We start from the raw sequence: 14,483 nt of genomic DNA, 5'->3' as shown, positions 1-14,483 counted from the left end.
CTTGATGACTCCAAAATTACATTTTTGTCATTTTTAGAATTAAAAACTCACAAGTGTTACACTGACTTTATCAAGAATAATGTTCATTAAATACTCAAATAATCAGAAATGTATTTCTGCACGAAGGTAATTAATTTTTTAAAATCAAATATGAAGGAGGTTTCTATATGGACCATCATCATGAAAAGAAAACTATAAATAACGTACTAAAGGATCCTGTCTGCGGCATGGCTGTAACAGAAGAATCTAAATTTCATGAACAAGTTGGCAATAAGACTTTTTACTTTTGTAGTGAAAAATGTCAGATAAAATTTAAGCATGATCCTACTTTTTACATTGCTAAAGAAGATAGATCTGTTTCCGAAAATGTCTCCCTAAATAAGATGGATACACACTCAGATAGTGTAAATACCTCATCAATTTATACTTGCCCAATGCATCCGGAGATCCGACAAAATCATCCTGGTAACTGTCCGATTTGCGGTATGTCACTAGAACCATTACTTCCCAATCTAGATGAAGCCGATGATAATCCTGAACTTAAAGATTTCAAAAGAAGATTTTGGTACACCTTACCGTTAACCCTCATTATCATATTTTTGGCGATGTTTGGTCATCAGTTGAACTGGTTTGAGATGAAGGTACAAAGCTGGATTGAACTTGTTCTTACTTTACCTATCGTCTTTTGGGCAGGTTGGCCATTTTTTGTTAGATGTTGGCATTCAATTTTAAATCGTAGTCCGAATATGTGGACTTTAATTGGAATTGGGACTGGAGCTGCATTTATTTATAGTGTCGTTGGAACCCTAGCCCCACAAGTTTTCCCAGCGTCTTTCATCTCTATGGGGCGTGTTGCTGTATATTTTGAGGCAACAGCCGCAATTATTTCACTGACCTTATTAGGTCAAGTTCTTGAGTTAAAGGCACGTTCGCAAACTTCGTCAGCAATAAAATCTTTACTTGGGTTGGCACCGAAAACCGCAAGAAAAATTAATGAAGATGGCACAGAGGAAGATATCCCACTTTCCCATGTACATGTTGGAGATTTACTGAGAGTACGACCAGGTGAGAAGGTCCCCGTTGATGGAATAATTACAGAAGGTTCAAGTTCTATTGATGAATCAATGTTAACGGGAGAGCCAGTTCCAGTAACAAAACGTATAGGTGACCAAGTAATCGGTGCGACAATGAATATGAACGGTTCATTAGTGATACGTTCGGAAAAGGTCGGTTCTTCAACAGTACTTTCACAGATAGTTCAAATGGTAGCGCAAGCTCAGCGTTCTAAAGCCCCTATGCAAAGAATGGCAGATCAGGTAGCTGGCTGGTTTGTACTGGTGGTGATCGGTATATCTATCCTTACCTTTTTTGGGTGGGGAATATTTGGACCAGAACCGAGTTGGGTATACGGACTAATCAATGCTGTCGCAGTTTTAATTATTGCTTGTCCGTGTGCTTTAGGATTAGCCACACCAATGTCAATCATGGTGGCAACGGGTCGTGGTGCATCCAATGGCGTACTCTTCCGTGATGCTGCAGCAATAGAAAATTTACGTAAGATTGATACATTAATTATTGATAAAACAGGGACCTTAACAGAAGGTCGCCCCTCATTTGATAAGGTCATTGCTTTATCTGGATATGAAGAAAATGAAGTTCTCAGATTAGCTGCCAGCTTGGATCAAGGTAGTGAACATCCATTAGCGGATGCAATTGTACAGGCTGCCCGTGAAAGAAATCTTGTACTAACAACACCAACATCTTTTGAGTCAGGTTCTGGAATTGGTGTTAAGGGTGAGTTAGATGGACAACAATTATCATTAGGCAATACAGCTTTAATGGAACAACTCGGCATATCAGTTGATACATATATCCCTCAAGCTGAGCAATTAAGAGCAGAAGGCGCAAGTGTTATGCATTTGGCTGTTGATGGGACGCTCGTAGGACTATTGGCTGTTTCAGATCCAATCAAAGTCAGTACACCTGAAGCTGTGCATGCTCTGAAGAATTCTGGATTAAGAATTATAATGGCCACAGGAGATGGTTTAACTACTGCAAAATCAGTTGGAGCTAAATTAGGTATTGATGAAGTTTACGGAGAAGTTAAACCAGCAGATAAACTGGAACTGGTTAATAAATTACAAAAAGAAGGAAGAATGGTTGCAATGGCAGGTGACGGTATCAATGATGCCCCAGCTTTAGCTCAAGCGGATATTGGTATTGCAATGGGGACTGGAACAGATGTGGCTATGAATAGTGCTCAAGTCACTTTAGTCAAAGGTGATTTACGAGGTATAGAGATCGCTCGCTCCCTGTCAGAGGCCACTATTAAAAATATGAAGCAAAACCTGATGTTTGCATTCCTTTATAATGCATTAGGCATCCCTTTAGCCGCGGGTATTTTATATCCATTTACTGGTTGGCTACTTTCTCCTATGATCGCAGCTTTAGCAATGAGCCTAAGTTCAGCATCGGTTATTGGTAATGCTTTAAGGCTACGTAGTTAAGAAAGGATCATTTTCTGACTACTCATAATTTTTTAGATACTGGAAATGAGTAGTCAGTTGTCTTTTATTTACAAAAATTAGTTTTTAAAAGTTATTTTAAAAACTATCCGACCGTTGTTATAGTCTGCTTGAATCGTTGCGCCATGTACATCAAGAATTGACTTGGTAATTGCTAGACCTAAACCTGTGCCTTCCTCAACTCTTTGTCTGGATGCATCCGTACGGTAAAAACGGTCAAATAATCGATTCAGCTGTTCAGATGTTATTGGTGAGCTTTCATTTTCGATTGTGAATATAGTGGTATCAATATTTTGTCGGCAATTAATCTTAATTATTGAATCAGGTTTACCATATTTGATCGCATTTGATAGTAAATTACTCAGTGCACGACGTAACATTGAGGGATCGCCTTTTACGTATCCTTGTCCACTTTGTTCTAGGGACATTCCCTTTTCAGCAGCGATAGCATCATAGAAGTCAAATAAAGCAGAAATCTCTTTTACTAGGCTGACCTGTTGTAGGTTTGGTAAGTGTAGGCCATGCTCTGCCTTTGCAAGAAATAACATATCTGAAACCATTCGAGCCAAACGTTCAAACTCTTCCAGATTAGAAAAGAGGACTTCCTGATAAGTATTAATATCCCGACTACGAGATAAACATACTTGAGTTTGAGTCATTAAATTATTAATAGGTGTTCTAATTTCATGGGCCAGATCAGATGAAAAATCTGAGAGTTTTTCTACAGCCGTTTCTAGCCGATCTAACATATCGTTAAAGGCTATGGCTAATGATTTTAGTTCAGTGCGTGTATTATCGACCGCTAATCGTTCAGATAGATGCTGAGCTGAAATGCCTTCTGCAACTTTTGCCATTTTCTGAACTGGACGTAAGCCCCTCCATGCGGCAAACCAACCTAAAAACATTAAACAAATTGTGCCCACAACTCCGATATATAACAATTGTCGTCTAAAGTCGTTTAAAAAATGTTGATGTTCGGAGGTATCGATTCCAACAATAATTTGAGCAGTTGGAACACTCATATTTTTATCAAACGATTTTTTATAAACTAAGCCACGGTATGTTTTATTTTGAATTTCCCACTCTATCCAAGGGATATGTTTAGACTTTACTAATGTTTGAGCCTTTATAACGGCAGGTGCTGAACTAAAAATGATTTGGCCAGTTGGGCGTTCAATCTGGACAATTAGATCATGATGACCAACTAAAGCATCTTTTAAATATATCTTTAGTTCATCGGTGTTTTTCGGATTCTGTTCCAGTAAATTTTCTAAAAGCTGAATTTTCCCTTCTAGCTGAGTGCGGTCCTGAGTTTCAAAATGATGCATAACAAGCTGATGAATGACCAGCCCCATAATCATTAAGATAATAATGGTAGATAATGAAAAAATGATCGCAATACGGAAACTGATCGCATTAAACAGTTTATGAGTCATCTTCTACCTCTAAGACATACCCCATTCCGCGGATGTTTTGGATCAACTTAGGACTGAAATTACTATCTATTTTATTTCTTAGACGTTTAATAGCGACTTCTACAACATTGGTATCACTATCAAAATTCATATCCCATATTTGAGAAGCAATAAGAGCACGAGGTAGAATCTCTCCACGTCTACGCATAAATAATTCCATCAATGCGAACTCTTTAGCTGTAAGGTCAATTCTTTGTCCAGCACGTGTGACGCGACGTTTACGAAGATCAAGTTCAAGATCAGCAATTGTAATAATATTGCTATCTTCCTTTTGTTGACCGCGACGAAGTAAGGTTTTAATTCGGGCAAGAAGTTCTGCAAAAGCAAAAGGCTTAACGAGATAATCATCAGCTCCTAGTTCCAGGCCTTTAACTCTATCTTCAATTTGATCACGAGCTGAGAGAAAAAGGATAGGCATAGTTTTGCCACTTTTGCGAATATCATTAATGATATTCCAGCCATCTAACTTCGGTAACATTACATCTAGTATAATTAGATCGTATTCTTCTGAAAGAGCTTGATGTTTACCTGATAAGCCATCTGTAACCCAGTCTGTAATATATCCTGCTTCAGAAAGACCTTGCTTTAGATAATCACCAGTTTTTTGTTCATCTTCAACTAGTAAGATTCTCATTTATTAAGCCCCGTATCGCATATTAAGACCATAATAACGTTATAAATACAGGATGCGATGTAGATTACAAAAATGTCATTTTCAAGTCACATAGATGTCCGGTTCCAACCTATAAGTTAGTTATATAAAATTTATTTTTGGAGCAATCAATGAAAACTCTATTCCGTCGTGGCTTAACTGCTTTTATGTGTGTTGGGACTTTAATTGCTGGAAGCCAATCTTGGGCTGCTGATGCTCAACAGAAAAATACTTTAAGTACAGAAGTTAAAGTAAATTCAAAAGCGCAAGAGAAATGCAAAAAACCTTGTGATATGAAAGAAGATAAGGAAAATCAACAGAATCATAGTCAGCATGATCACAGCCAAATGTCTGATATGTCCCAAATGGACCATTCTAAGATGATGAATATGTACCATTCTAAGATGATGAATATGGATCATTCTAAAATGGGTGAGATGGACCATTCTCAAATGAATATGCCAAATAAATAATTAATACGCGAAATAAGATATTGAGGGAAAAGTATTTTATCCACCTGCTTAGCCCTCAATTAACTATAGATAGGTGAAAATAAATGTCTAGAAAATTAAGTCATGTCCTTTTAATAGGAGTCGGATTGTTTTCGTCGACTTGGGTTATGGCAGCGGTTAAAGAATATGATTTAACAATTGCTGAACAGACGGTGAATATTACAGGAAAGCCTCTAAAACGAATTACTGTAAATGGTAAGTTTGTTGCGCCTCTTCTTGAGTTTGAGGAAGGCGATGATGCCGTTATTCGTGTACACAACAAGTTGAAAAACCAAGATTCTTCAATTCATTGGCATGGTTTAATTTTACCTGGCATCATGGATGGAGTACCTGGGTTCAACCAGTTTGATGGTATTGCACCAAATAAAACCTATGAATATAAATTCAAGGTTCGTCAGAATGGAACCTATTGGTATCACTCGCATAGTAAAGGTCAAGAGCAAGATGGTCTGTATGGCCCTTTAGTCATTTATCCCAAAAATAAAGTACCTTTAACGGCCGGAGAAAAAGCTGATAGAGATTACGTAGTCTTACTCTCTGATTTTCACAACTCTACTAGTGGTCAGATTATGAGTAATCTCAAGAAAGAAGCTGATTACTACCAGAATCGAAGAGAAACAGTTTTTGATGTTTTTAGGCAGATTAAAAGAGACGGTTTAAAGGCAACATGGAAAGATCGTTCCATGTGGAATCAGATGCGAATGCTTAAGACAGATATGTCTGATGTAACAAACTATACGTTTTTAATGAATGGTAAGACTCCAGAACAAAATTGGACTGGAAATTTTAAAGCTGGAGAAAAAGTACGTCTTCGGTTTATTAATGCCTCGGCAATGTCTTTGTTCGATGTAAGAATTCCTAATCTGAAAATGACAGTAGTCAGCGCAGATGGACAACCAGTAAAACCCGTGCCAGTGGATGAATTCCGGATAGGAACAGCTGAGACTTATGATGTTATTGTAGAACCGAAACAAGCAAATTATCAGATTGAAGCTGAATCTATTGATCGAAGTGGTTTTTCTATTGGTACATTACATGATGAAAATACTTCACTTGTAAAAAGTACTACGATGCCGACACCTCGTCCCCGTGCTTTACTGACGATGGAAGATATGGGAATGGACCATGATATGTCTTCAATGAAAGGTATGGATCATGAAATGTCTTCAATGAAAGGAATGGATCATGATATGTCTTCAATGAAAGGTATGGATCATGATATGTCTTCAATGAAAGGTATGGATCATGATATGTCTTCAATGAAAGGTATGGATCATGATATGCCTTCAAAAACAGTAAGCTCTTCTGGATCTGATCAAGTGGTTTACGGATGGGCGAATGCATCAACACCAGCTGGTCTAAAAGCACTTCAATATAGTGATTTACAATCTTTAACCCCCCAAAAAGATACCCGTGCTCCAGAACGTGAAATTGAAATCCGCTTAGGTGGAAATATGGAGCGCTATATTTGGACAATTAATGGTAAGAAGTTTAATGAAACTGAACCATTTAAAGTGAAATATGGTGAGCGTATACGCTTGAAATTTGTTAACGATAGTATGATGGCTCATCCAATGCATTTACATGGCATGTTTATGCAACTGGAAAATGGCCAAGATCCTAGCAATATGCCGAATAAACATACAGTAATTGTTCCACCAGGTAAAACAGTTACAACTTTATTAACGGCTGATGAGTTAGGTGAATGGGCTATCCATTGCCATTTGCTCTATCACATGTCTGCTGGAATGATGAATAAACTTATTGTGGCAAATGTCGATAGTAATAGTACTGATTCGAAAGATGTTGTTGCTCAACCTAATACTAATGATAAGGGGGTAAATCAACATGCGCACCACTAAAAAAATATATTCTAAGACATTTTTATCTATAGCTTTAATTGGATTATCAGGTGTAGCTTTTGCAAATGATACTGCTGTTCAAAGCATGGATAGTAGTACTAAATCCTCTCAGTCCGAGAGTATGAAAATGCTGTTAAAAGAGCCTGGTGGATTAGGTTATGTTGATCGTAATACTTACCAAAATTCAACTTCTGGTAATGATGGAGATAATGGTATAGGCCTGGAAGCCGAAACTTCTAATAACCGAAATCATGATAAACATCTGAAAGAACATGGTGGACAAGTTTTCCAAATGACTAAGTTTGAGAATGAGTGGACTGTGGATGAAGATGGCAAAGGTGCTTTAGGATCGAAAATTGAAACATTGATAGGTACAGATGAAAATCGCCTATTTATTGAAGCAAATTTGGATAAAGCAGAAAGTCATGATCCAAAATATGATGTATCTGCGCTTTATAGCCGTAATGTAGCACCCTTTTGGGATGTACAGGCTGGGGTGAGATACAGTGAAGATAAAAATAACAGCAACAGCGATCGGGTTGATGGTGTTGTTGGCGTGTTGGGATTAGCTCCATATTTCTTTGAAACCCAAGCTTATTTGTACGGTGGTGAGAATAATTTTTGGGGGGCAAGCTTAGAAGTCGAGCGTGATTTCCTGTTAACCCAGAAATTGATCACACAACCTTATCTTGAAGTAGATGCTGTATTTAGCGATGATTCTAACTATGCTGCAAAATCAGGTTTGTCTGAACTAAAAACCGGTATTAAAACCCGATATGAAGTCACTAAAAGAGTCAGACCTTTTGTGGATGTTGCTTACCAATATGAAAAAGGACAAAAAGCAACTAACGTGCAAGAAGCAACTGAGTCCGAAAAAGGATGGAAATATGGTGCAGGCATCGAATTGGTATTTTAAAATACTATAACTTGAAATCATGAATAGTAGTTTCGGCTACTATTCATGAAATTGTTGCTATTACGATTCAATTCTGTAAAACTAAAAAAGCTTAAAATTTGGTCTATGTCTATGCAGTGGTTAAAAACATGCCTATCGCTGTTTTTATCGTTTGCTATCCTGTTAGTAGGATCGGCTGCTGTTGCCTCGTCTGTACATAAACGATGTTTAATGCCATCTGAACAGATGCAATCCATGCAAATGGAAGAGTCGAAAAATCAGAATATGATGCATACTGATTGTATGAAAGGAGAAGCAAAGTCCAAAAAAACTCTGCATGATCCATCCTGTCTGTCTGAACAAGATTGCATTATGTCTTTTACCAAGCTTGTATATGCTAATGACGTTCAGGGTATTTTGCACTCAATGGTTTCCTTTCCTATAGAGCGCTCAGCTTTTTACTCTTTAGATCAAAATCTTCCTTCTCCATACCCTTCGGGTTTATGGAAGCCTCCACGCTCTAACTAATTTGATAGTCCTCTATCATTCATAGAATTTTCTATGAATGTTCTGCGCGTGCGCGTAAACATTTTAGAGCAAAAAATATGAATATTTATAAAGAAAAGCAATCTCATCGTAAGAGATGGCCAATAGCTACTATCTGTTTCTGTCTGGTCTATGGTCAGGCTTATGCTGAGCCATTAACTTTGAATACAGCTATGAAGCTTGCTGAGCAATATGCACCTACCCTAAGAGCAAATAGTGCAAGGATTGAAGGGGCTGAAAATATGGTTTCAGCTTCAGGTATTTTACCCAACCCTAAATTATTTGTAGGTTTAGATAATTACCCTGTATCCGGCGATGCCGCATGGTCAGTCACACGCGAAGGTATGACTATGCAAAAAATTGGCGTGATGCAAGATTTTCCAAATCGTGCCAAAAGACAAGCTGAGGTCGATTTAGCAAAAGCTGAACTAGGTTCGGCCAATGCTCAAACTGAGATTCTGCGTATTGAGGTACGTCAGAAAGTCGCATCTGCTTGGCTTAAGCGCTTTTATCTTGAACGTAAATTAGCACTATATGATGAACTTTTTTCAGAGAATCGATTACTTTCTCAAATTACTCAAACACAGGTCATCTCTGGTCGTACAATCATTGCCGATGCACTTGATCCAAGACAAGAAGCCACGGTATTGCTTGACCAGAAGGATGATTTACTTCGTGATTTAAATAAAGCCAAGTTAGAGTTGCATCGGTTAGTCAGTGCAGAACCTACTGAAAATCTCTCTCAAATTGAAACCTTACCTGACCAAGCACCATCTATCTACCTTGATACATCAAAGCTATATCATCATTTGCATCAACATCCTGAATTAAAAGCATTTCAGGCAGAAAAGCAAACTGCTGAAGCAAAACTGAAGCAAGCTCAGGCTTTACAGAAACCAGATTGGGGTATTGAACTTGCTTATCAGCATCGAGCACCCGAATTTGGCGATATGATCGGGGTGCAACTAACAACAGAGCTTCCTGTCTTTTCAAAAAGACGTAGTAGTCCACTCATTCAGGCAGCTTTAGCCGAACAAAACAGGATTACCGCCGATCAAGAAGTCCAATACCGTGACCATCTCACTATGCTAGATGATGGGTTATCCGATCTTGATGCACTTGATCAGCAAATTAGACGTGCGATGCAAACAAGTATTCCACTCGCTAAACAAAAAGTGGGTTTACAGTTGGCAAGCTATCAAGCAGGTAAAAGTAATTTGTCTAATGTTATTGCTGCTCGACAAGCTCTTTTAGAACAGCGTTTGCGTCTCATTGATCTCCAACAGCAACAGGCTGTGACTAAAGCCCAACTTTATTATGCCTTTGAAGAACCGACCTTAAACCATGTTGAGGGGCAGCCATAATGTTAAGAAATAAATTAGCAGTTACTGTCATGGGCGTTGCGGTAATTAGTCTGGCTGCGGGTGGTGGTGCTGGATACTGGATTGCACATCAGAAATACAATCCTCAATCAGGTCCGCAACAGGCTGCCAAAGTGTTGTATTGGTACGACCCAATGAAGCCTGAACAGCATTTTGATAAACCGGGGAAATCGCCATTTATGGACATGCAACTGGTTCCTAAATATGCAGATGAAAATACTACGATGACTGAAGACAGTTATCCTGCGGTTAAGATTGATCCATCCCTCCAACAAAATTTAGCAATTCGTTATGCTTCAGTCGAACAAGCTGTGATGGGAAATACTTTGTTAACCAATGGTATATTGCAGACCAATGAACGACAGGTAGCTATTTTACAAACAAGAGCAAGTGGTTTCGTCCAACGAGTGTACGGACATGCTGTTGGGGATATGGTGACGCAAGGCAGTCCCATAGCTGATATTTCAATACCTGAATGGACAGGAGAACAAACTGAATTTCTAGCTGTACTCCGAACAAGAGATCGTTCTCTTATTCAGGCAAGCCGACAACGTTTACAGCTTTTAGGAATCCCACAAAATGTGATTAATCAAGTCGAGCGGACACATCGAGTGCAATCCAATATGACTTTAAGTGCACCTGTAAGTGGATTTATTGATTCGTTAGAAGTCCGCAATGGAATGGCTTTAGCTATGGGGCAAACGCTTGTCACCATCAAGGGGATAAGCCCAATCTGGTTAGAAGCATCTGTTCCAGAAGCACAAATTGCCGGGATAAAACGGGGAATGAAAGTTGAAGCTACTTTTGTTGCATATCCTCAAATAGTGTCCGGTAAAGTCATTGATATTTTACCAACTTTGGATAGCACGAGTAGAACCATAAAAGTTCGTATTGAGTTGCCCAATAGAGAGGGATTGCTCAAGCCGGGAATGTTTGCTTCCGTTAAATTCTCCAACAACCCACAAAGCAATTTAGTTATACCAGAGCAAGCTGTTATACGTACAGGTACTCGGAACGTTGTCATTGTGGGACATGAGCAAGGGCGTTTTGAACCTGTTGTAGTACAGTTAGGTCAAAGTGATGGCAATAAAATTGCAATTCTAAAAGGGTTGAAAGCTGGTCAGAAGGTGGTAATTTCAGGGCAATTCCTGATTGATTCTGAAGCAAATTTACAAGGTGTATTGGATAAGCTGAACACTGGACAATCGAAGACTTCATCTCAAGTGGTTAAGACATCAATATATCAAGGCATTGGTAAAGTTGAAAAAGTCACAGCTCAAGACATTACCATTTCACATCAGGCGATTCCTGAGTTGGGTTGGGGGGCTATGACTATGAGCTTTAAACAACCAGTGCAACCATTTACCCAAATTCAGCAAGGCGATCAGGTCCGTTTTAGTTTTACACATGCTAGAGATACTTACGTTATTTCTGACATTTCCAAGATGTCTATGACATCTATGAAGAACTAAACGGGAGGACGATTATGATTGCCCGTATTATTCGTTTTTCAATTGCAAATCGTGTATTTGTCCTGTTGGCCGCTTTAATTCTGGCTGCTTGGGGAACTTGGGCCGTAAAGAATACTCCGGTCGATGCATTACCAGATTTGTCTGATGTACAAGTAATTATTCGAACTAATTTTTCTGGTCAGGCACCACAAATTGTTGAAAATCAGGTGACCTACCCTTTAACAACAACCATGTTATCGGTGCCCGGTGTTAAAACTGTTCGCGGTTATTCTTTTTTTGGTGACTCATTTGTTTATGTCATCTTTGATGAACATACTGACCTTTACTGGGCCCGTTCTCGTGTATTGGAGTATCTAAATCAAATTCAAGGGAAAATGCCTGCAAATGCGAAATCTTCATTGGGACCAGATGCCACTGGCGTTGGTTGGGTTTATGAATATGCATTAGTAGACCCAACAGGACAGCATGATCTTTCGGAGCTGAGAAGCATACAAGACTGGTTTTTAAAGTATGAACTGAAGACATTACCTAACGTGGCTGAAGTTGCCACAATTGGGGGAATGGTTAAGCAATATCAGGTTGTCTTAGACCCAAGCAAGATGGCTACTTTAGGTGTCACACAAAACAATGTCATTGAGGCGATTCAAAAAGCTAATCAGGAAACTGGTGGTTCAGTTCTGGAAATGGCTGAAACGGAATATATGGTGCGGGCTTCTGGTTATTTAAAAACTTTAGATGATTTTCGCCAAATTCCTTTACGAACAAATAGTTTCGGTGTTCCTGTTTCTTTAGGTGATGTTGCAACTATTCAACTTGGTCCAGAAATGCGTCGTGGCATCAGTGAATTGAATGGGCAAGGTGAAACGGTTGGGGGTGTCGTGATTTTACGAGCAGGTAAAAATGCACGTGAAACGATTACTGCTGTGAAAGCGAAGCTAGCTGAATTACAACAAAGTCTACCGAAAGGTGTACAAGTTGTTCCTGTATATGATCGCAGTCAATTGATTGATAGAGCAGTAGAAAATCTCAGCCATAAATTAATTGAAGAGTTTATTGTGGTGGCTTTAGTCTGTGGACTATTCCTCTGGCATTTACGTTCAGCAATGGTGGCTATTGTTTCTTTGCCGCTTGGGATTTTATCTGCTTTCTTGGTGATGCATTATCAAGGGCTAAATGCCAATATCATGTCGTTGGGTGGTATTGCTATCGCGATTGGCGCTATGGTCGATGCCGCAATTGTAATGGTTGAAAATGCACATAAGCATATCGAAACTTGGCAACACGAACATCCTGAGCAAGTCTTGGAAGCACAAGTCCGTTGGAACATCATTACACGTTCTGCCAGTGAGGTCGGGCCAACTTTATTTTTCTGTCTACTCATCATTACCTTATCCTTCATTCCTATTTTTACTTTACAGGCACAAGAAGGTCGCTTGTTCTCACCACTGGCATTTACTAAAACCTATGCAATGGCAGCAGCAGCAGGTTTATCCATTACCTTGATTCCCGTTTTAATGGGTTATTGGATTCGAGGGAAATTACCTTCTGAACAGCGTAATCCACTGAACCGTTTTCTGATCAAAATATACAGCCCTATGTTGGATAAGGTTTTAGCTCATCCAAAGACAATTTTACTTGGTGCATTGCTAATTTTCCTTATTAGTCTTTTCCCTTTAACACGGTTAGGTGGGGAGTTTCTACCCAATATGGATGAAGGTGATTTACTGTATATGCCTTCAGCTTTACCGGGATTGTCCGCAGCAAAAGCTTCTGAGCTACTCCAACAGACTGATCGAATGATTAAAACCGTTCCTGAAGTTGCAACAGTATTCGGTAAAGCTGGTCGCGCAGAGTCAGCCACAGATTCTGCACCATTAGAAATGTTTGAAACCACGATTCAGTTCAAACCACGGTCTGAATGGCGTTCAGGTATGACACCTGACAAATTGATAAAAGAACTAGATAAGGCAGTCCAAGTACCGGGTTTAACAAACATTTGGGTGCCACCTATCCGTAACCGGATTGATATGTTAGCAACTGGGGTGAAAAGTCCAATCGGGATTAAGGTTTCAGCAAATGATCTGCAAGATATTGATCGGGTAGCACAGCAAATTGAACAAGTGGCTAAACAGGTGCCCGGTGTTAGTTCAGCTTTAGCTGAACGGCTCACAGGTGGTCGATATGTTGATGTTGATATTAACCGTATGCAGGCTGCGCGATATGGTCTCAATATTAAAGATGTACAGCAAATCGTCTCATCAGCGATTGGCGGGGAAAATATTGGTGAAACTGTTGAAGGCTTGGCACGGTATCCCATTAATGTACGTTACCCACGAGAGATTCGAGATTCACTGGAAGCCTTAAGAAATTTACCGATTCTAACTGAATCTGGTCAACAAATAGTCTTGAGTAGTGTTGCTAATATTCAAATTACAGATGGGCCGCCAATGCTTAAAAGTGAGAATGCCCGTCCAAGTGGTTGGATCTATGTCGATGTACAAGGACGTGACTTAGCTTCGGTTGTACAAGATTTGAAGCAGGCCATAGACCAAAAAGTAAAACGTTCTTCTGCCATGAGCATTAGCTATTCAGGACAGTTTGAGTTCATGGAGCGTGCGAATGCTCGCTTAAAAGTTGTTATTCCAATTACTTTGATGATCATTTTTCTATTGCTCTATTTGATTTTTAGGCAAGTACAAGATGCTGTTCTGATTATGGCAACACTACCTTTTGCCTTGATTGGTGGTATTTGGGCTATGTACTTGAGTGATTATCACTTTTCGGTTGCGATTGCTGTTGGTTTTATTGCACTTGCTGGTGTTGCCGCAGAGTTTGGTGTAGTCATGTTGTTCTATTTAAAGCAAGCAATTGAGCATGCACAGCAAAGCCTATCTTCTTCAACGGCATCCTTAACAGAGCAACAACTCAATAAGGCAATTCATACAGGAGCCGTGCTACGTGTTCGCCCTAAAGCAATGACAGTCGCTGTCATTTTGGCGGGGTTAATCCCTATTCTGTTGGGGACTGGAACAGGTTCTGAATTAATGAGTCGTATTGCTTTACCTATGGTTGGGGGGATGATTTCAGCCCCTCTCTTATCTATGTTTGTTATCCCTGCGGCATATCAGCTTTTAATCAAAAGAAAACTATCAAAGAATTGAT

The 14,483-nt window shown here is 39.3% G+C and carries 10 protein-coding genes; 8 read left to right on the top strand and 2 right to left on the bottom strand.

The genetic code is table 11. The features are described 5' to 3' along the window. Positions 1–167: 167 nt before the first annotated feature. Entirely contained in the window at positions 168–2,507 is a 2,340-nt protein-coding gene (locus tag J576_RS02930) for a heavy metal translocating P-type ATPase (protein WP_000349577.1), read from the top strand. Positions 2,508–2,584: 77 nt separating this feature from the next. On the opposite strand, the gene J576_RS02925 is transcribed toward J576_RS02930, so the two are convergent. After that, the gene (locus J576_RS02925; protein WP_000149039.1) at positions 2,585–3,961 is read right to left on the bottom strand and encodes a heavy metal sensor histidine kinase; all 1,377 of its coding nucleotides are present in this window, start codon (positions 3,959–3,961) and stop codon (positions 2,585–2,587) included. Then, positions 3,951–4,634 (bottom strand): heavy metal response regulator transcription factor, encoded by a 684-nt coding sequence (locus tag J576_RS02920; RefSeq protein ID WP_001221580.1) that lies wholly within the window; start codon positions 4,632–4,634, stop codon positions 3,951–3,953. The genes J576_RS02925 and J576_RS02920 overlap by 11 nt, the downstream gene beginning before the upstream one ends. 149 nt (positions 4,635–4,783) lie before the next feature. Here J576_RS02920 and J576_RS02915 point away from each other — a divergent pair, with 149 nt between their 5' ends. The 7 genes from J576_RS02915 to J576_RS02885 all read left to right on the top strand — a co-directional run bounded on the left by J576_RS02915 (position 4,784) and on the right by J576_RS02885 (position 14,482). Beyond that, positions 4,784–5,125, top strand: coding sequence for a hypothetical protein (locus J576_RS02915; protein ID WP_033855498.1), 342 nt, complete (start codon positions 4,784–4,786; stop codon positions 5,123–5,125). A gap of 83 nt (positions 5,126–5,208) precedes the next feature. After that, positions 5,209–7,026: a copper resistance system multicopper oxidase gene (locus tag J576_RS02910; RefSeq protein WP_081404060.1), complete on the top strand. Its 1,818-nt coding sequence runs from the start codon at positions 5,209–5,211 to the stop codon at positions 7,024–7,026. After that, a complete protein-coding gene (locus J576_RS02905) occupies positions 7,013–7,942 on the top strand; it encodes a copper resistance protein B (RefSeq protein ID WP_001260874.1) in 930 nt (309 codons plus the stop codon). The genes J576_RS02910 and J576_RS02905 overlap by 14 nt, the downstream gene beginning before the upstream one ends. A gap of 45 nt (positions 7,943–7,987) precedes the next feature. Then, positions 7,988–8,449 carry a hypothetical protein gene (locus J576_RS02900; RefSeq protein WP_000771473.1) on the top strand — a complete coding sequence of 154 codons (462 nt, stop codon included), beginning with the start codon at positions 7,988–7,990 and terminating at the stop codon, positions 8,447–8,449. A 77-nt stretch (positions 8,450–8,526) separates the two neighbouring features. Beyond that, a complete protein-coding gene (locus tag J576_RS02895) occupies positions 8,527–9,831 on the top strand; it encodes a TolC family protein (RefSeq protein ID WP_001028920.1) in 1,305 nt (434 codons plus the stop codon). Continuing rightward, positions 9,831–11,321 carry an efflux RND transporter periplasmic adaptor subunit gene (locus J576_RS02890; protein ID WP_000945698.1) on the top strand — a complete coding sequence of 497 codons (1,491 nt, stop codon included), beginning with the start codon at positions 9,831–9,833 and terminating at the stop codon, positions 11,319–11,321. Before J576_RS02895 ends, J576_RS02890 begins: the two co-directional genes overlap by 1 nt. 14 nt (positions 11,322–11,335) lie before the next feature. Further along, the gene (locus tag J576_RS02885) at positions 11,336–14,482 is read left to right on the top strand and encodes an efflux RND transporter permease subunit (protein WP_000561666.1); all 3,147 of its coding nucleotides are present in this window, start codon (positions 11,336–11,338) and stop codon (positions 14,480–14,482) included. Position 14,483: the final 1 nt, after the last annotated feature.

It is taken from the genome of Acinetobacter sp. 766875 (assembly GCF_000582055.1).
Taxonomy (GTDB): domain Bacteria; phylum Pseudomonadota; class Gammaproteobacteria; order Pseudomonadales; family Moraxellaceae; genus Acinetobacter; species Acinetobacter nosocomialis.
This window is presented reverse-complemented; position numbering and strand designations above follow the sequence as displayed.